Raw genomic sequence first — 17,834 nt, forward strand, 5'->3', positions numbered from 1 at the left:
GTTTCCCCCTAGCAGGTCGAGACCGCAAGCTTGCCCAACCACGATAACCGCCAAGACCCCTTTCTGGTGGGGGTGTTGACGAGATTGATGATGCGCCCCGGCCGTTACGCTGGGGCGCATCCCTATGGCATATGCCAACGGCACGGTCTATGGCTGGAACCTGAGGTCAGAGCACCGCACCCAGGAACTCGCGCGTACGTTCGTGCTCTGCTCCCGCAAAGATTTTTTCCGGTGGACCCTGCTCGATGACCTTCCCGGAGTCGAACATCATCACCTCGTCCGAGATGTCCCTGGCGAAATTCATCTCATGGGTGACGCACAGCATGGTGATGTCGGTCGTCGTCGCGACATCGCGCAGGACGTCCAGGACCCCGGCCACGAGCTCCGGGTCGAGCGCGGACGTCACCTCGTCGAGAAGCAGCACCTGGGGGCGCATGGCCAGGGCCCGCGCGATCGCCACCCGCTGCTGCTGCCCGCCGGAGAGCTGCCCGGGCTTCGCGTCGCCCCGGTCGCCGAGCCCGACGAGGTCGAGCAGGTCCTTCGCGCGCGCGTGCGCTTCGTCGGGGGTCAGTCCGAGCACCCGTACCGGTGCTTCGGTGATGTTCCGCAGCACGGTCATGTTGGGGAAGAGGTTGAACTGCTGGAAGACCATCCCGATCTTCTTGCGGGCCTCGCGCCGCTCCTTCTCGGCGGCCGGAAACAGCCGGTCCCCATTGACCCGGATCGTCCCGGAGTCGGGCGTCTCCAGGGTCATGAGCAGCCGCAGGATCGTGGTCTTGCCGGAACCGGACGGTCCGATCAGCGTGACATGGCGCCCGGACTCCACCGAGAAGCACAGGTCGTCCAGGACCGTCGTGCCGCCGAAGCTCTTGGTGACGTTGTCGAAGGTGATCAGGGGGTGGTCGGGTGCATGGTCAGCGGGCAAGGCGGCGCTCCAGGGCTCGTACGAGAAGGGATGCCGGGTAGGCGATGAGGACGAAGGCGACACCGACCACGGTCAGCGGCTCGGTGTACTGGAAGGTCGACGCCCCTTCGAGGCGCGACTGCTGGAGCATCTCCAGCACGCTGATCCCGGCGAGCAGCGGAGTGTCCTTGAGCATCGAGATGACGTAGTTGCCGAGCGCGGGAACGATTCGGCGGACCGCCTGCGGCAGGATCACCGCGAGCCACGTCCGGTGCGCGGGCAGGCTGAGCGCGGTGGCCGCCTCCCACTGGCCCTTGGGTACGGCGTCGATCCCGGCCCGGTAGACCTGCGCGGTGTACGTCGAGTAGTGCAGCCCGATGGCGAGGACCCCGGTGGTCAGCGTGGAGAACTTCACGCCCCACTCGGGCAGCACGAAGAACAGGAAGAACAGCTGCACCAGCAGGGGCGTGGTGCGGATGAACTCGGTGACGGCGGCGACCGGCCACCGTACGAGCCGGGCCGGGGAGCGCAGGCCCAGCGCCCACACCAGCCCCAGCGAGAACGAGATCAGCGAGCCGAGCGCCAGGATCTGGAGGGTGACGAGCATCCCGTCCCACAGGCGCGGCATGAAGTCCCAGACGGCGGACCAGTCCCAGGACGAGTGGTGCGCGGTGGCGCTCACTTGGCCGTCACCCCCAGGTTCGCCTTGGCGCGGCGCTCAAGTGCCTTCATGCCACGGGTGATTGCGAAGGCGAGGACGAAGTAGATGACGAGGGTGACGCTGTAGATCTTCGCGCTGTCCTGGGTGGCCAGGCGTACGAGATAGGCGGCGAAGGACACATCGCCGACGCCGAGGAGCGACACCAGCGCGGTGCCCTTGAGGAGTTCGATCAGCAGGTTGCAGAACGGCGGGAGCATCTCCGGCACCGCCTGCGGCAGCAGGATCAGCCGCATCCGCTGCCAGGGGGTGAAGCTGAGTGCGATGCCCGCCTCGCGCTGCGCGCGCGTCACCGAGTTGAGCGCGCCCCGCACGATCTCGGCGCCGTACGCCCCGTACGAGAGGCCGAGGGCCAGGACGGCCGCCCAGATCGGCACCAGCTGCCAGCCCACCAGTGGGGGCAGCACGAAGAACAGCCAGAACATCAGGACCAGGGCGGACATGCCCCGGAAGATCTCGGTGTAGCAGGCGGCGAGGAAGCGGACGAGCCGCGAGCGGTGCGTACGGGCCATGCCGATGCCGAAGGCGACGGCGGCGGCGAGCGCCGCGCTGTACACGGTCAGCTGGACCGTGATCCAGATCCCCGGCAGCACCCAGTGCTGCCACAGTCCCGCCGTCATCGGCACAGCTCCTTGGCGGTGAGGGTGGTCATCTCGGTCTTCGTGAAGCCGAACGGGCGCAGGATGCGGAAGAGTTCGCCGCTGCCGCGCATCTTGTGGAGCTCGGTGTTGAAGGCGTCGCGCAGCGAGGTGTCGGTGGGCCGGAAGGCGAAGCCGCCGCCGTCGACCTTCTTCTTGCCGTCGACCACGGCGGCGAACGGCGCGGTCGCCTCGGCCCTGCTGCTCTTCTTCACCACCGCCCGGGTGGTCAGCGCGGTCCCGGCGAAGACGTCGACGCGGCCGGACTCGACGGCGTTGAGACCGGCGACCTGGTCCTGGAGGATCACGATGTCCTTCTCCGGGAGCCCGGCGGCGACCGCGTACTTGATCTCCGCGTAGCCGGTGCCGGTGGCGAACCGGGCGCGGGTGCGCACCACGTCCTCGTACGTGTGCAGGTTCTTCGGATTGCCCTTGCGCACGATGAACGAGTCGAGCATCTGGTACTCGGGGTCGGCGAAGAGCACCTGTGCGCACCGGTCCTTGTTGATGTACATCCCGGCCGAGACGACGTCGAACTGCTGGGAGTTGAGGCCGGGGATCAGCGAGGAGAAGTCGGTGGCGACCGGCTGGACGCGGCCGATGCCGAGCCGCTTGAAGACCACCTTGGCGAGTTCGGGCGCCTCGCCGGTGAACTTCCCGTCCTCGTCGACATAGCCGTACGGGACCTCGCCGGCGATCCCGAGCCGGACCGTGCCCTGCGATCTGAGCCGCGCGAGCGCGTCGCCCCCGGGCACTCTTGAGCAGCCGGCGGCGGCCGTGGCGGCGGCCCCGGCGGCGGAGGCGAGGAGCGTGCGCCTGCGGATCTGGTCTCTCGGTCGTGTTCCAGCCATGGCGGCGCCGCTACCCGCCTTCCACGCCGCCATGCGTACGGGTCCCGTATGCCTGATTGCGTACGGGTTTCACTGTTCCAGCGCGTGTGCGGCCCGTAGCACCAGGTCGTCGCGGTGGCGCGCGGCGACGAGTTGGAGGCCGATGGGAAGCCCCGCCGAGTCCGTGCCGACCGGGACCGTCACCGCGGGCTGCCCGGTCATGTTGAAGGGGTACGTGAACGGGGTCCACCCCGTCCACCGCCGCAGCCCCGACCCCCTCGGCACCTCCACGCCCGCCTCGAACGCGGTGATCGGCAGCGTCGGGGTGACCAGCAGGTCGTACGTGCGGTGGAAGCGGGCCATGCGGTGGTTCAGCTGGGCCTGCACCTCGGTCGCCGCCAGATAGTCCACGGCCCCGATGCGCGCGCCCTGCTCGGCGATCTCCCGCAGCCCGGGCTCCAGCGAGGCCCGCCACGCGGACGGCAGCTGCTGCGCCACCCGGGCCGCCCCCGTGAACCACAGGGTGTGGAAGGCGGCGACCGGGTCGGCGAAGTCGGGGTCGGCCTCCTCCACATACGCGCCGAGGCCCGCGAGCCGGGCGACGGCGGCCCGTACCGCCGCCGCGACCACGGGGCGCACGGCCACCTGGCCGCCGAAGTGCGGCGAGTAGGCGATGCGCAGACCCTTGACGCCCTCGGCGAGCAGCGGCGAGACGGGCTCGGCGGCGCGCACCGACCAGTCGCGCCAGTCGGCCCCGCAGATCACGTCGAGCAGCAGCGCCGCGTCCGCCGCGCTGCGGGCCAGCGGCCCGATGTGCGCGAGCGAGCCGAACGGGCTCGCCGGGAACAGCGGCACCCGCCCGTACGTCGGCTTCAGCCCGACGACCCCGCAGAACGAGGCGGGGATGCGTATCGAGCCGCCGCCGTCGGTGCCGAGCGAGAGCGGCGCCGCTCCGGCCGCGACCGCCGCCGCGCTGCCGCCGCTCGACCCGCCCGCCGTGCGGTCGGGGTCGTGCGGATTACGGGTGATACCCGACAGCGCGGAGTCGGTGGTCGCCTTCCATCCGAACTCGGGCGTCGTGGTCTTGCCGACCAGCACCGCCCCCTGCTCGCGAAGGCGTGCCACGGCGGACGCGTCCACGTCCCAACTGCCCTTGGTGCCGGCCCCTTTGGAGCCGCGCAGGGTGGGGCCGCCGGCCATCGGGAGCGTGTCCTTCACGGACACCGGCACCCCGTCGAGCAGCCCCAGCGGCTCGCCTTTCCGGCGTCGCTCGGTGGCCGCCTCCGCCTGTGCGAGGGCCTGCTCGGCGTCGACCCGTACGAACGCGTTGATCCGTGGCTCTACGGCCTCGATCCGGTCGAGCACCGCCGAGGTCGCCTCGACGGGGGTGAAGTCTCCTTTGCCGTATCCGTCCAGGAGTTGACGGGCAGTCAGATCGGCGAGTGCGGCGGTGCCTGTCGTCGGCTCAGTCATGACCGGGTTCGTACCCGCGTTTGCTGATCGACAGTGGCAGGGGTCGGGGGCCGGTCGGGGAATAAAACGGAGACACCCTCCTGTTCGGCTGTCGTACCCGTACGGCACGAACTGGAGGAGCGGACCGGTGGACGTGGACGACATTCGAGGGACGGCGTTCGGGACCGCGCCCGTGCCCCTGTCCGTACTGGACCTGGTGACGGTCGGCAGCGGCTACACCGCGACGCGGGCCCTGCGCACCAGCGTGGAGATCGCCAAACTCGCCGAGCGGCGCGGCTTCACCCGCCACTGGGTCGCCGAGCACCACTCCATGCCCGGCGTCGCCTCCTCGTCCCCGGCTGTGATCCTCGCCCACCTCGCCGCCCACACCGAGCGCATCCGGCTCGGCTCGGGTGGCGTCATGCTGCCCAACCACGCGCCGCTGGTGATCGCCGAGCAGTTCGGCACCCTGGAGGCGCTGGCCCCGGGGCGGATCGACCTGGGTCTGGGGCGCGCGCCCGGCACGGACGGCGCGACGGCCGCGGCCCTGCGCCGGACCGACCACCTCAACGAGGGTGCGGACGAATTCCCGCAGCAGCTGGCCGAGTTGACGCGTTTCCTGGACGACGACTTCCCCGACGGGCACCCCTACGCCCGCATCCACGCGGTGCCCGGCCCCGTGCAGGGCCCGACCGGGCGGCCGCCGATCTGGCTGCTCGGCTCGTCCGGCTTCAGCGCCCGGCTCGCCGGGATGCTCGGGCTGCCGTTCGCGTTCGCGCACCACTTCTCGGCGCAGAACACGGTGCCCGCGCTCGACCTCTACCGCGAGTCGTTCCGGCCCTCCGAGGTGCTGGACGCGCCGTACGCGCTGATCGGGGTCTCGGCGCTCGCCGCCGACGACGAGAAGGAGGCGCGCCGCCAGACGCGCACCAACGCGCTGTCGATGCTCCGGCTGCGCACCGGCCGCCCGGGCCTGGTGCCGACCCCGGAGGAGGCGGAGGCGTACGCGTTCAGCCCGCTGGAGCGGGAGTTCGTCGACGGCTGGCTCGCCAACGTCGTTTCCGGGACCGCCGACCAGGTCCGCGACGGGCTCGACGCGCTGCAGAAGCGGACCGGCGCGGACGAGCTGATGCTGACCGCGAACGCGCACAGCCCTCAGGCTCGGCTGCGCTCGTACGAGCTGATCGCGGACGTGTACGGGGCGCCCGACCTGACGTAAAACCTGGGTTTCGCATGGGTGGTGGTCCAGCTCGTTCACCGGCCCGCCCAAGATCCATAAGACACCCTTAAACCGCTCGTCACCGATGGTGGCGGGCGGTTCGTGCGTGCGGCACACCTCCCTGACGAGCGGTTTCGCGTTCAAATTGGTCTAGTCCTCAATTTGGTTCAGACCATTGACGTGTCCCGGTCGTGATCGCTATCACTTCTCCAACCGCCGTTCCGCTCACCCCCCTCGGAGGCCCGTCCGTGTCCGTCCGCAGACCTCTAGCCGCAGCCCTCACCACCGCGACGCTCGCCGCCGGTGCCCTGGCCGCGTTCGCGGGCCTCGGCCCGGCCGCCGCCTCCGCCTCGGACGCCCAGACCGTCGCGGCCTCCACCGGTGGCGTGAAGATCGCGTACTACGACCAGTGGAGCGTGTACGGGAACGCCTTCTACCCCAAGCAGCTCGACACCCGTGGCATCGCGGGCAAGCTGGACGTCATCAACTACTCGTTCGGCAACATCCACCCCACCGACCTCACCTGTTTCGAGGCCAACAAGGCGGCGGGCGACGACAGCAACGCGAGCGCCGGTGACGGCGCGGGCGACTCGTACGCCGACTACCAGAAGTCCTTCAGCGCCGCCGACAGCGTCAGCGGGGTCGCCGACACCTGGAACCAGCCGATCGTCGGCGTCTTCAACCAGTTCAAGGAACTCAAGGCCAAGTACCCCAAGCTGAAGATCAACATCTCGATCGGCGGCTGGAGTTACTCCAAGTACTTCTCGGACGCGGCCAAGACGGACGCCAGCCGCAAGAAGCTGGTGGCCTCCTGCATCAAGCAGTACATCCAGGGCGACCTGCCCGCCGACCAGGGCTTCGGCGGCCCCGGGACCGCCGCCGGGATCTTCGACGGCATCGACATCGACTGGGAGTACCCCGGCTCGCCCGACGGCCACCTCGGCAACCACTACGCGGCCGAGGACAAGCAGAACTACACGCTGCTGCTCGCCGAGTTCCGCAAGCAGCTGGACGAGTACGGGGCCGCGCACGGCGGCAAGAAGTACCTGCTGACGGCGGCGATGCCGGCCGGCCAGGACAAGATCAAGAACATCGAGACCGACAGGGTCGGGCAGTACCTCGACTACGCCAACATCATGACGTACGACATGCACGGCGCCTGGAACGGCAACGGGCCGACGTACCACCAGTCGCCGCTCTACTCGGGCGCCAACGACCCCACCGACGTCATCAAGCCGGGCACCCAGAAGTACTCGATCGCCAACGCGGTCGACTCCTGGCTGGACGGGAACGCCGCGTACGGCATCGCGGGCGGCTTCCCCGCCGACAAGCTGACGCTGGGGTACGAGTTCTACTACCGGGGCTGGAAGGGCGTCCCGGCGGGCAGCGCCAACGGCCTCGCCCAGACGGCGACCGGCCCCTCGGCCGCGCGTCCGCTGAGCCAGCAGCCCGGTATCGCGCACTACAAGGAGCTCGGCGGTATCGTCGACAACCCGGCGACGACGTTCTGGGACGACCAGGCGAAGGCGTCGTACTTCTACAAGGACGGCGAGTTCTTCACCGGCCTGAACCAGAAGTCCATCCAGGCGCGGGCGGACTACGCGCACAGCCGGGGGCTCGCGGGCGCGATGATGTACTCGCTGCTCGGGCTCGACGACCAGACCACGCTGCTCAACCAGATCGTGACGGCGGTCGGTTCGTCCCCGTCGTCCACCCCGGACCCGACGACCCCGCCCACCACGCCGCCGACCACCCCGCCGACGACGCCCCCGACCACCCCGCCGACCACGCCGCCCACGAGCGGGTGCACGGCGACGGCCTGGGACAAGGCCGGGGTCTACACCGGCGGGACGCAGGTCTCGCACAACGGCCACAACTGGAAGGCCAAGTGGTGGACGCAGGGCGACGAGCCCGGCACCACCGGCGACTGGGGTGTGTGGCAGGACCTGGGCGCCTGCTGATCCGAACTGGGGCCACCTGAGGGCCTGTTGACCCGACCAAGGCCCCCCAAGGGGGAAGCCGCCTCACCCCGTGCCGGGGGTGGGGCGGCTTCTTTGCGTCCTGCCGTGGCTTCCTACGCCCGGCAGCCCGCCGCCAGCATCACCGCGATATGTTCCGGGGCGATCGCGCGGGAGTACAGCCAGCCCTGGCCCGTGTCGCAGCCGATGCGGCGCAGGCGCTCCGCCTGGTGGGCCGTCTCGACGCACTCCGCCGTCACCGTGAGGCCGAGGCGGTGGGCGAGCTGGACCATCGCCTCGACGATCGTCTCGTCGGCCGGGTTGGGGTGCGCGCCCCCCTCGTCGTACTGGAAGCCCCGCACGAACGATCCGTCGAGCTTCAGTACGGAGACGGGGAGACGGCTGAGGTAGGCGAGGTTGGAGTACCCGGTGCCGAAGTCGTCGATCGCGATCCGTACGCCCATGTCGGAGAGCGCCTGGAGCGCCTGGAGCGGGCGGCCCGCCGAGCCCATGACCGCCGACTCGGTGAGCTCCAGCTGGAGCAGATGCGGGGCCAGGCCCGTCTCCGCCAGGATCTCGGCGACGTCCGCCACCAGGTCGGAGTCCCAGACCTGGCGTACGGCGACGTTGACGCTCACGAAGATCGGCGGCACGCCCGGGTGGTCGATCTGCCAGCGCCGCGCCTGCCGGCAGGCCGTGCGCAGCACCCAGCGGCCGAGCTGGACGATGGAGCCGTCCTCTTCCGCAATTCCGATGAACCGATTCGGCGCAAGTGTGCCGAACTGCGGATGGTTCCATCGCACTAGTGCTTCCACACCTTGTACGACCCCGTCGGCCATGCCGACGAGCGGCTGGTACTGGAGTCCGAACTCGCCCCGGTCCACGGCCGGGCGCAGCGTGGAGGAGAGCGCCTGGCGGGTCATGCGGTGGGCGTTGCGCTCCGGGTCGAAGAGCGTCCAGCGGGCCTTGCCGTCGGCCTTGGCCCAGTACAGCGTGGTGTCGGCGTCCTGCATCAGGCCCGTCGCGGTCGTCCCGGCGACCACCCGCTCCACCACGCCGATCGACGCCGAGACCGACAGGCGCTGCCCGGCCAGGTCGAACGGCTGCTGGAGCGCGGCCAGTACGGACTTCGCCAGGTCCGCCAGCTGCTCGGTGCCCGTCGAGTCCTCGACCAGGACCGCGAACTCGTCGCCGCCCAGGCGCGCCACCAGGTGCCCGCCGCTGCGCGCGTATCCGCTCTGGTCGGCGCAGTGGGTCAGGCGCGCGGCGACGGCGGAGAGGAGGCGGTCGCCGATGCGGTGGCCGAGGGTGTCGTTGACGGCCTTGAAGCCGTCGAGGTCCAGGTAGCAGATGCCGATCCGGCCGGTGCCGCCGCGCCCGTACGTCGAGGCCTCAAGCGCGCCCGCGAGCCGCTCGAAGAACAGCGTGCGGTTGGGCAGCCGGGTCACCGGGTCGTGCATCTGGAGGTGGCGCAGCCGGGCCTGGAGCTCGCGTCGGTCGCTGATGTCGGTGATCGAGAGCAGCACGCAGGTGCTGTCCGGCACGGGCGCCACCGTCACCTCGGCCCAAAGGGAGTGCCCGTCGGGGTGCTTGAGGCGGCGGGTGCAGCGGAACCGGGAGTGGCTGCCGCTGAGCACCTCGCGGTAGATGTGCCAGGTACGGGCGTCGGCGGCGAGGTCGACGAGGTCGGCTGCGGCCTGCCCGCACAGCTCGGCGGGCTCGGCGGCGAGCAGCGCGGCCAGCGCGTCGTTGGCGGCGACGACCGTGCCCTCCCGGTCGACCACGGCCATCGCGAGATGCGCCGCGTTGAAGGCGGCGCGGTAGTCCTGCGGCTCGGCCGCGCTGAAGTCGCGCACCTCCGTCGTGAGGTGGTCGTGCAGGTCGGCCGTGGTGAGGTCGTGCGGCTCCGCCGTCGTACGGTCGCGCAGCTCGGCGGTGGTGCGGCCGACCGCGTGACGTTCGGGCGGGCGGCCGGAGGGCCGCTCGAAGGTCTCCGGATGACGCTCTGTGACCGGCGGCCGGATCGTCCCGGGGGCTGATCCCGGTCCTTCGGGGGTTCCGCTCACCGCTCGCTCCCGCTGTGCATTCGAGTCGTACAGAGATGTGGTCGGGGCCGTCGACCGGGTGGAGGACAGCCGCCCGGGGCTGAATCCACGCAGGAAAGTGTGCCGATCATAGAGGCAGGCGCAGCAGCCGATCCAGCTCCAATGCCGTGATCATGCGCACCCGGGAGTCGAGACCGATCGTTTCTGCATGGGTCTGGCCAGCGGCGATTCCCGTGTGACCGATTGTGACTTTCCGTGAGGCATCGGGGTGTCGGGCAGGTGTCGGGCTCCTCACCCGACTGGGGCAGCGGAACAGGGCGTAATCCCTCAAACCCCCACAAGGTGGGTGAGGTGTCCCGCATTCCGTACCCGGAGGTCGACGTGGAGCGTCAGCTGACACCCGGGGGAGTGGAGCGCGTCCGGCTGCGCAGTGCCGCCGCCGCGCTCACCTCCCTCACGGCGGTTGCCGCCACCACCCTCGTGGCGGGCCCCGCCGTGGCCGCCGGGTCGGCGATGCCCTGCGCGCTGGCCCGCACCGCGGCCCACCACTCGCTCGGCGTCGACACCTGGAACGACGCCTATCCGCGCCCGGTCCACACCCTCAACGCGGTGATGATCTTCCTGTCCTTCCCGGACTCGGCGCCCACCACCTCGCCCAGCGAGCTGGCGAGCGACTACTTCCCGGCGACCAGCGACTTCTTCGCCCGGGCCTCGTACGGCAAGTTCAAGCTCGCCGCCCATCCGCAGCCGAACTGGGTGAAGATGCCGAAGGCGTCCACCGCGTACCGCATACAGCGCGACTGGGACCCGGACAAGCGCACCGAGTATCTGCGCGACGCGATCAGCGCCGCCGATCCGACGGTGGACTTCTCCGCGTACGACATCGTCTACCTGGTCGCCGACCCGTACGCGCCGGGCGTCGACTCGGACGCCACGAAGGTCGTCAACTTCGACCAGCCGCTACGCGTCGACGGGACGGACATCAAGCGGGTCGTCACGGTCTTCGAACAGCACCCGCCGGACCGCAACGTCCTGGCCCACGAGACCGGGCACGTCTTCGACCTGCCGGACCTCTACCACCGGCCCGTCGACGGCAAGGGCGACTGGGACACGTACGTGGGCGACTGGGACGTGATGGGCAGCCAGTTCGGGATGGCGCCGGATCTGTTCGGCTGGCAGAAGTGGAAGCTGGGGTGGCTGGACCGGCGGCAGGTGGCGTGCGTGCCCGCGCGCGGCACCACCTTGACGCTGGCCCCGCTCTCCGCACCGCCCGAGGCCGTCGGCCGGGAGGGTGTGCGGCTCGCGGTGGTGCGTACGTCGGCGGACAGCGCGCTCGCCATCGAGGTCCGGGACGCGACCGGCAACGACCGGTCGACCTGCACGGAAGGGGTGCTGATCTACCGCGTACGCAGCGAGTCCGCGTCCGGCAGCGGCCCCGTCGAGGTCCTGGACACGCATCCGGACACGGGGGCGTGCTGGGAGCGCTCGGTCTATCCGGCGCTGGCGGACGCGCCGCTGGGCGTGGGGGAGACGTACACGGTGCCGGGCGAGAAGATCAAGATCGAGGTGGCGGGGCGGACGCGGTCGGGGGGGTGGACCGTGCGGGTCACTCCGTGAGGGGTGCCGCTGGGGTGTTCCGTACGGGAAAACGAAGAAGCCCTCCGCTTGCGCGAAGGGCTTCTTCTGTCTGTGCGCCGCCAGGGACTCGAACCCCGGACCCGCTGATTAAGAGTCAGCTGCTCTAACCAACTGAGCTAGCGGCGCCTGCTGACGTCGTAGACCTTAGCATCCTGATCGCCGGGAGGAAAAATCGATAAGCGGCGCCCGCCCGCGGAGGCGTCCCGGGCCGCTCGTACGCAGGCCCAGAGCAGGATGTCGGGGCCCGGCAGCCACGGCTTGCGGGTGTTCGGGGCGACCACCCAGCGGGCCGCCTCGGGGTGCCCGGAGCGCACCAGCGCGGGGACGGTGACCGCGTCCCCGGTGCCGTGGCAGAGCAGCGGCGGCACGGCGGCCCACTCCTCCCAGTCGAGCAGGGACGGCAGGCGGTGGGCGGTGCCGGGGGCGGCGAAGAGCAGCAGGCGGCCCCGGTGCTGGGCGACCGGGCCGGAGCCCGCGCCCTGGGACCACAGCCGGTCGAGCATCCGCCGCCCGAACACCGAGGGCGCGCTGACCACGTCGAACGCCGAGCCGCAGGGCAGCACGAGCGGGGCGGTCGGCCGCGCCTCCCACAGCGCGAGGGTGCTGCGCGGATGCGTGGCGGCCGAGACGAGCCAGGCCGCGCCCTCGGGGGTCACCTCGCCGGCGGCGTCGTCGGCGACCGGGGTCTCGTCGCACTCCAAGATGCTCATGTGACCTAGATCTACCGATGCCGGACGTTCTGTTCCAGTAGTTGCCGGAAACCGGGACAGGGCGGGGCGGGAGGGCGTATGGTGCGCGCCGCATATGCCGAGGGCGTGTGAGCGAGGCGTGTGACCTGGGGTTACGGGGGCTGGCTGGGGCATCCGCAGGCGCGCGGCCCCGGGCCCGCGCCCTCGCCTGCGGCCCGGCTCCGCCCCCGGCTCGCGCGCCTGCGGCCCGCGCCCGCCGTCCCGCCCGGTCTGCCGCCCTGCGCCCGCCCCGCCGTCCCGCCCGGCCTTCGGCCCGCTACTTCGCCTCGGTCCCCCGCAGCAGATCCCGTCCGAACTCGACCATCTTCTTCGCGTAGTCCTCGGTCCACTGCGCCCGGTCGGCGATGTCGGCGGCCGTGAGGCGGTCAAAACGACGCGGGTCGCCCAGTTGCGCGGCCGCGATCGCCTGGTACTCGACGGCCCGGTCCGCCGCCGCGCGGAACGCGAGGGCCAGCTCCGTCGAGCGGGACAGCAGCTCGCGCGGGTCCTCGATCGACTCCAGGTCGAAGAAGTGCTCCGGGTCGGCGGCGGCCTCGGCAGGCTCGAACAGCAACGGCGCCGGCCTCAGCCGCTGCTCCTTCCGCTCGGGCTCCGCCATCAGGTCTCCTCCTGCCACAGTTCAACAGCCCGGTGTTCGCCCCGGGCCACCCTCCATTGTCCCGCGCCCCGCAAGTGGGCCTGCCCCGCCCCCGCGCGCCCCACCGCGCGCCCCCGCCCATCGCGCTACGGCCGGTACGCCACCCGGTGCTCGGAGAGATGCGTGAGCACCGCGTGGTTCGCTTCCCAGCCGTCCGGGAACTTCACGGTGACGCCCAGCTGGACCGGTTCGGCCGAGGGGTGCTCGTCGAGCAGGTCGGCGACGCCCGCGCGGCAGACCACGATGCAGGCGTGCCGGTGGCGGGAGGCCAGGACGCACAGGCGGCCCGTCTCCAGGTGGAAGGCCGTCGCGTCGGGGCGCCCCGACAGCGGGTGCAGCACGACCGTCACGTCGAACTCGCGGCCCTGGAGCCGGTTCGCCGTGTCCACCGCGACCCCGGTGACGCCCAGCTCCGCGAGCGCCGCCCGTACCGCCGCCGCCTGGTCGCGGTGGGCCGTGCCGACCGCGATGCGCCCGGCGGTCAGCGGCACCGGGTCGGGGGAGCGCTCGCTGGTCGCCGCGCCGCCCCGGTCGAGCAGTCGGCGGACGACCTGGGCCACCGCCCGTACCGCCTCGGGGTCGGTGCGCGGGGTGTGGCGGGCCGGTAGTTCGAGCAGGGCCCAGCCCGACTCGGCCGCCTCGTCCAGGGCGCGGTCCGGCGCCGAGCCGTCCGAGGCGACGCCGAAGGCGAGCCGCCGGTCGCCGTGGTCCGTACCGCTGCGGAACGGTGTGTACGGGTAGAACGCGTCCGAGACCAGCGGCGCCGCCGACGCGGGCAGCCGCCAGGAGACCGGCAGCCGGTGCTGCGGCAGCGTGGGGTTGTGGGCGAGCAGCGTGGTGACCGCGCTCGCCGACGGGTCGTACGAAAGCCCCGCCCACTGCTCGGAGTCGGCGATCGCGAACGGGTCCAGCTGGCCCGGGTCGCCCACGAACAGCGCCCGCTCGAACAGCCCGGCCACGGCCAGCAGTGCGTCCGAGCGCATCTGGTACGCCTCGTCCACGATCGCGTGCGCCCACGGTTCGACGTCCTTGACGTGCGCCCACTTCGCGGCCGTCGAGATCACCACGTCGAGCCCCGCCAGATCACCGGCCTTCGCCGATTTACGTACGTTGGCGAGGTCGTCCAGGGCCTTGTCGTACGGGTCGGAGTCGCTGCTGTGCAGCCGGCCGACCGGGAGGTCCGGCTCCTTCTCGGCGAGCCGCAGGACGAGGTCGTCGACCTGGGCGTTGGTCTGTGCCACGACCATCAACGGGCGCCCTGCGGCAGCCAGTTCGAGCGCGGCGCGCACCACGAGCGTCGACTTTCCGGCGCCCGGCGGCGAGTCCACGACGACACCGCGCGCGTCGCCGTTCAGCGTGTGGTCGAGGATCCTCCCGGTGGCCTCGGCCGCCGCCGCTGCCGGGTCGAAGCCGCTGTCGGGGCGGGTCACAGCAGGTCCTCCGGGGTGAGGGGATCGGGGTGTTCCGCGTCCGTGCCGGGCGGGCCGCCGTGGGTCCACGGGGTGGCCTCCGGGTCCGGCAGCTTCGGGCCGCCGCGCTGGTCGTGCTCGAAGAGCGTCCAGCACACCGGCTCGCCCTTCTCCGGCACCGAGCCGGGCGCCGGGTCCTTGCCGCGGCCCATCTTGTCGAGCAGCCGCAGGACGAGGGCGCCGTCCGCCTCGTACCCCACGAACTCCGCCGACTGCGGCCTGCCCTCCAGCGAGCGGAACACCTTCGCGCGCTCGGCCAGGTGCGGGGCGTCGTCGGTGCGCACGGTCACCAGCGGGCGCGGGCTCGGCCGCTTCGACTCCGACCAGGCCATCACCACCTCGGTGACCTCGCCCGCGAACGCCTCCCCGGCGAGCCTGCGCCCGGCCATCACCAGCGGGTCGTCCAGCGCCTCCTGCGCCTCCAGCTGGGCCTGCGCGGTCTCCCGGGAGGCGAGCTTGGCGGCTGCCGTCACGGCGTCGTCGCGGCGCGGCTGCGGCGGCTCGCCCGCCCGTACGCGGTCGCGGTGCGCGGTGAACGACCAGCGGTCGCGGGTCCAGCGGTCCACCGCGCGCGGTGCCTCGGGAAGCTCCCGCAGCAGGTCCAGGGCGTGCCACACCGACTCCCAGGTGGGGCGCAGCTGGTCCGCGACCAGACGGCGGATCTCCTGCTCGGCCCGGCGCAGATCGCCGAGTCTGTCGTCGGCCGCCTCGCCGTCCTGCGCCGCGTACAGCGCCTGGCGGGCCCGGTCGTAGCGGTCGATCGCGGGGGCGAGCAGCTTGTTGTCGAACGCCGGGTCGGTGGCGGGTCCCGCGGGCGGGCAGAGCAGCTGGCCGTCCCGGTCCCGGGCCAGCTCCGCGCGGAGCGCCGCCTCCGCGCCCGAAGCGCTCTCGGGCGGGTCGATCCAGGCGAGCAGGGCCGCCAGATGCTGGTCCTCCAGGCTGGACTGGCCGGTCGCCCAGTGCCGCCCGAGCAGGTCGGTCGTGGCGAGCAGCAGCGCGGAGCCGGGGACGCGGGCGCGCTCCCCGTAGTGCGTGAGCCAGCGGCCGAGCAGCGGGACGTGCGGCGGGGCGGGGTGCGGGGTGTCGGGGTCCTGCTCGGCGGTGCGGCGAAAACGCATGGACCGGCCGAGCAGCCGTACGAAGTCGATGGCGGCCCGTCCCGGCACGACCAGCTGCGGCGCGTCCGCGCACAGCTCGACCTCGACCTTGGTCTTCTTGCCGCTCTCGGCGTCCGTCTCGTTGCGCTCGACGAGCTCGACGTCGTCCGCGTACGTGTCCAGATGCGGCAGTACGGCGTCGGCGAGCTCGGCGAGGAACGCGAACCGCAGCTCGCGGTCGCGCGGCTGCGGTACCACGAGCAGCCGGGGCGCCTCGCGGTCGGTCCCGACGAGCGCACCGAGCGGCGCGCCCGCCTCACCGGAAGTGGTCAGCGGCACGAGCACCAGCGGGCGCTCGGACAGATGCCGGTGGCGCACGGTGGCCAGCGGCACGGCCCGCCCGGCCTCGGCGGCCTCAAGGCGGGCCAGGGTGGTGATCAGCGACATCCGGCGCCTCCCACTGCCGCGCCTTCCAGCGCCTGCGCGCGCAGGGTCGCCGCCCGGCGCAGGGCCGCGACCGTCGGGTCGTCGGGGTCACCGGAGGCCGCGCGCGCGGCGGACAGGACCTCGCCGATCGTCGTCAGACCGCCCAGCTCGGCCCGCAGGCCCCGGCCGAGCGCGGTCACCGTGTCCGCCGCACGGGCCCGCTCCCGGCAGTGGAAGGCCAGCTCGCACGCGGACAGGCACTCCGGCGCGTACGCCGCCGGGACCGACTCGACCGTCCGCGTCAGCTCCGCCGCCGGACGGTCGGGGGCGAAGCTCGCGCCCGGTTCCAGGGTGTCGGCGATCTCCTCGATCCGGGTGAGCCGGGCCAGCTGGCGGCGGGTGACGGAGAGCTGTTTGCGGACGTCGACGAGGGAGGCCGTCGGCAGGTTGGAGAAGTCCTTCGGGCAGACCAGCAGCACCGAGTGGGCCACTTCGGCGCCCTCGGTGAGCGCCGCCACGCGTTCGAGCGCGAGCGCGTAGACGGCCGCCTGGCGGGCCGCAGCCCCCACCTTGGCGGGGTCGGCCGCCGCGTCGATCATCGGGAAGGACTTGATCTCGACGACCGTCCAGCGGCCGTCGGGCGCCACCACCACCGCGTCCGGCTCCAGATAGGCCGGGGAACCCGCCACGTTCAGGGCCAGCATCGGGTGGTCCAGGAGCGTCCACGCGCCGGACGCCGTCGCCTCGCGCAGGGCCAGGGCCGTACGTGCCGCACGGCCCTCGGGACCGGCGGCCGACAGGTCCGGCACGGCCGCGTCCTTGGGCGGTTCGCCGCCCGCGCCGGCGTGCTCGTACAGCAGCCGCAGCAGCTCCGTACCGCCGTCCGCCTTCACCCGGGACTCGAAGGTGTTGCCGCGCGCGATGGCGAACTGGGACTGGCCGAAGGCCGCCGAGGGCGAGCCCAGCGCCTCGGCGAGCGCCCCCTTGTCGACGCCCGCCCCGTCGAGCAGCGCGCGTCTGCGGCAGCCCGGGTTGGCGGCGAGCGCCGCCAGTGCGCGGGCGTCCAGCGGGCGCGGTACGACAGTGGGTCCGCGCAGCTCAGCGAGCCGCTGACGGATGGCTGTCGTCCGCTCCCGCGGTGGAGTCGTCGGAGGCGCGCTGCCCTGGGATTCGCTCACCCGGGGAAGTCTTGCATCCGGCACTGACAATCGGGGCGCGTGCGCCGAATGTGCCGGGAGCGACCCGCGCCCGGATCCGGTTCGCGAGCCGCAGCGCGGGCCCGGCGAGCAGCAGCCCTATACCCATCACGAAGACACCGGCGACCGCGTCGAGCAGATAGTGGTTGGCCGTGCCCATCACCACGAACGCGATGGTCACCGGGTACGCGACGCCCAGCACCTTGGTGAAGCGGTTGCCGCCGAAGCGCCACAGCATCACACCGCACCACAGCGCCCAGCCCACGTGCAGGCTCGGCATCGCCGCGTACTGGTTGGTCATGCCGCCCATGCCGCGCGGCGCGCTCGCGTCGCCGCCCCACCAGCCGTACGAGCTGTAGTGCGCCATCGTGTCGACGAAGCCCTGCGAGGCGTCGAGCAGGCGCGGCGGGGCGGTCGGCAGCAGCGAGAAGCCTATGAGGCCCAGCATGGTGGAGAGCATCAGCCAGGTGCGGGCGGCGCGGTACTGCAGCGGGCGGCGGCGGAACATCCACACCAGGATCGCGGGCGTCACCAGGTAGTGCAGCGACGCGTACGCGAAGTCGGCGGGTATGCCGAGCGACGGGGTGCGCGTGAAGAGCCGGTTGAGCGGGTGCTCGGCGTTGATGTGCAGGTACTTCTCTATGCGCAGGATCTCCAGACCGTGGTCCACGGCCTGCGATTCGCTGCCGCTCACCAGGAGGCGGCCCGCCGAGTAGGCGGCATAGACGATGGCGATGAGCGGCAGCTCGGTCCACCAGCGGGGCCGAGGCGCGGGGTGCTGCATCTGCGGACCCTCTCCATCTCGTCTTCAGGACCCGTCGGGCCCGATACAGGTGTTCAACCGTACGGTGTACGTGG

General features: G+C 71.9%; 15 protein-coding genes and 1 tRNA gene. 3 read left to right on the top strand and 13 right to left on the bottom strand.

The window, feature by feature from the left end:
* Positions 1 to 166: 166 nt before the first annotated feature.
* From ACT1U9_RS19990 to ACT1U9_RS20010, 5 genes are all read right to left on the bottom strand, one after another.
* Positions 167 to 925, bottom strand: a complete 759-nt coding sequence (locus ACT1U9_RS19990; protein ID WP_444534061.1) for an amino acid ABC transporter ATP-binding protein — start codon at positions 923 to 925, stop codon at positions 167 to 169.
* Positions 915 to 1,532, bottom strand: a complete 618-nt coding sequence (gene ehuD / locus ACT1U9_RS19995) for an ectoine/hydroxyectoine ABC transporter permease subunit EhuD (protein ID WP_444539195.1) — start codon at positions 1,530 to 1,532, stop codon at positions 915 to 917. Before ehuD ends, ACT1U9_RS19990 begins: the two co-directional genes overlap by 11 nt.
* 50 nt (positions 1,533 to 1,582) lie before the next feature.
* Positions 1,583 to 2,242, bottom strand: coding sequence for an ectoine/hydroxyectoine ABC transporter permease subunit EhuC (gene ehuC / locus ACT1U9_RS20000; RefSeq protein WP_444534062.1), 660 nt, complete (start codon positions 2,240 to 2,242; stop codon positions 1,583 to 1,585).
* On the bottom strand, positions 2,239 to 3,111 hold the full coding sequence (ehuB, locus tag ACT1U9_RS20005; RefSeq protein ID WP_444534063.1) for an ectoine/hydroxyectoine ABC transporter substrate-binding protein EhuB: 873 nt from the start codon (positions 3,109 to 3,111) through the stop codon (positions 2,239 to 2,241). The genes ehuC and ehuB overlap by 4 nt, the downstream gene beginning before the upstream one ends.
* Positions 3,112 to 3,180: 69 nt before the next feature.
* Positions 3,181 to 4,563, bottom strand: coding sequence for an amidase (locus tag ACT1U9_RS20010; protein ID WP_444534064.1), 1,383 nt, complete (start codon positions 4,561 to 4,563; stop codon positions 3,181 to 3,183).
* Between the two features lie 133 nt (positions 4,564 to 4,696).
* On the opposite strand from ACT1U9_RS20010, the gene ACT1U9_RS20015 reads away from it, so the two are divergent.
* Both ACT1U9_RS20015 and ACT1U9_RS20020 read left to right on the top strand, forming a co-directional pair.
* Positions 4,697 to 5,761, top strand: coding sequence for an LLM class flavin-dependent oxidoreductase (locus ACT1U9_RS20015; RefSeq protein WP_444534065.1), 1,065 nt, complete (start codon positions 4,697 to 4,699; stop codon positions 5,759 to 5,761).
* 248 nt (positions 5,762 to 6,009) lie between these two features.
* Positions 6,010 to 7,722 (top strand): glycosyl hydrolase family 18 protein, encoded by a 1,713-nt coding sequence (locus ACT1U9_RS20020; protein ID WP_444534066.1) that lies wholly within the window; start codon positions 6,010 to 6,012, stop codon positions 7,720 to 7,722.
* Between the two features lie 113 nt (positions 7,723 to 7,835).
* Here the strand turns inward: ACT1U9_RS20020 and ACT1U9_RS20025 are convergent, their stop codons facing one another.
* Complete coding sequence (locus ACT1U9_RS20025; protein WP_444534067.1) at positions 7,836 to 9,785, bottom strand: putative bifunctional diguanylate cyclase/phosphodiesterase; 1,950 nt, start codon at positions 9,783 to 9,785, stop codon at positions 7,836 to 7,838.
* A gap of 330 nt (positions 9,786 to 10,115) precedes the next feature.
* Here ACT1U9_RS20025 and ACT1U9_RS20030 point away from each other — a divergent pair, with 330 nt between their 5' ends.
* Positions 10,116 to 11,381, top strand: a complete 1,266-nt coding sequence (locus ACT1U9_RS20030) for a M6 family metalloprotease domain-containing protein (protein ID WP_444534068.1) — start codon at positions 10,116 to 10,118, stop codon at positions 11,379 to 11,381.
* A 73-nt stretch (positions 11,382 to 11,454) separates the two neighbouring features.
* Here the strand turns inward: ACT1U9_RS20030 and ACT1U9_RS20035 are convergent.
* From ACT1U9_RS20035 to ACT1U9_RS20065, 7 genes are all read right to left on the bottom strand, one after another.
* A tRNA-Lys gene (locus tag ACT1U9_RS20035) sits at positions 11,455 to 11,528 on the bottom strand.
* On the bottom strand, positions 11,519 to 12,112 hold the full coding sequence (locus ACT1U9_RS20040; RefSeq protein WP_444534069.1) for a bifunctional DNA primase/polymerase: 594 nt from the start codon (positions 12,110 to 12,112) through the stop codon (positions 11,519 to 11,521). Before ACT1U9_RS20040 ends, ACT1U9_RS20035 begins: the two co-directional genes overlap by 10 nt.
* A 295-nt stretch (positions 12,113 to 12,407) precedes the next feature.
* A complete protein-coding gene (locus ACT1U9_RS20045; protein ID WP_444534070.1) occupies positions 12,408 to 12,749 on the bottom strand; it encodes a hypothetical protein in 342 nt (113 codons plus the stop codon).
* Positions 12,750 to 12,874: 125 nt separating this feature from the next.
* Positions 12,875 to 14,218 (bottom strand): AAA domain-containing protein, encoded by a 1,344-nt coding sequence (locus tag ACT1U9_RS20050; protein WP_444534071.1) that lies wholly within the window; start codon positions 14,216 to 14,218, stop codon positions 12,875 to 12,877.
* Positions 14,215 to 15,801, bottom strand: a complete 1,587-nt coding sequence (locus tag ACT1U9_RS20055) for a hypothetical protein (RefSeq protein ID WP_444534072.1) — start codon at positions 15,799 to 15,801, stop codon at positions 14,215 to 14,217. Before ACT1U9_RS20055 ends, ACT1U9_RS20050 begins: the two co-directional genes overlap by 4 nt.
* A complete protein-coding gene (locus tag ACT1U9_RS20060; protein WP_444534073.1) occupies positions 15,792 to 16,958 on the bottom strand; it encodes a hypothetical protein in 1,167 nt (388 codons plus the stop codon). Before ACT1U9_RS20060 ends, ACT1U9_RS20055 begins: the two co-directional genes overlap by 10 nt.
* Positions 16,879 to 17,760, bottom strand: coding sequence for a phosphatase PAP2 family protein (locus ACT1U9_RS20065; RefSeq protein WP_444534074.1), 882 nt, complete (start codon positions 17,758 to 17,760; stop codon positions 16,879 to 16,881). The genes ACT1U9_RS20060 and ACT1U9_RS20065 overlap by 80 nt, the downstream gene beginning before the upstream one ends.
* Between the last annotated feature and the right edge of the window lie 74 nt (positions 17,761 to 17,834).

Origin of the sequence: Streptomyces sp. BR1 (assembly GCF_052373795.1) — a bacterium.
Taxonomy (GTDB): domain Bacteria; phylum Actinomycetota; class Actinomycetes; order Streptomycetales; family Streptomycetaceae; genus Streptomyces.

Bases quoted from the DNA above. Each gene is read 5' to 3' on its own strand.
- ehuD (WP_444539195.1), bottom strand. From the start codon at position 1,532: ATGCCGCGCCTGTGGGACGGGATGCTCGTCACCCTCCAGATCCTGGCG.
- ehuC (WP_444534062.1), bottom strand. From the start codon at position 2,242: ATGACGGCGGGACTGTGGCAGCACTGGGTGCTGCCGGGGATCTGGATC.
- ehuB (WP_444534063.1), bottom strand. From the start codon at position 3,111: ATGGCTGGAACACGACCGAGAGACCAGATCCGCAGGCGCACGCTCCTC.
- ACT1U9_RS20010 (WP_444534064.1), bottom strand. From the start codon at position 4,563: ATGACTGAGCCGACGACAGGCACCGCCGCACTCGCCGATCTGACTGCC.
- ACT1U9_RS20040 (WP_444534069.1), bottom strand. From the start codon at position 12,112: ATGAGCATCTTGGAGTGCGACGAGACCCCGGTCGCCGACGACGCCGCC.
- ACT1U9_RS20045 (WP_444534070.1), bottom strand. From the start codon at position 12,749: ATGGCGGAGCCCGAGCGGAAGGAGCAGCGGCTGAGGCCGGCGCCGTTG.
- ACT1U9_RS20055 (WP_444534072.1), bottom strand. From the start codon at position 15,801: ATGTCGCTGATCACCACCCTGGCCCGCCTTGAGGCCGCCGAGGCCGGG.
- ACT1U9_RS20065 (WP_444534074.1), bottom strand. From the start codon at position 17,760: ATGCAGCACCCCGCGCCTCGGCCCCGCTGGTGGACCGAGCTGCCGCTC.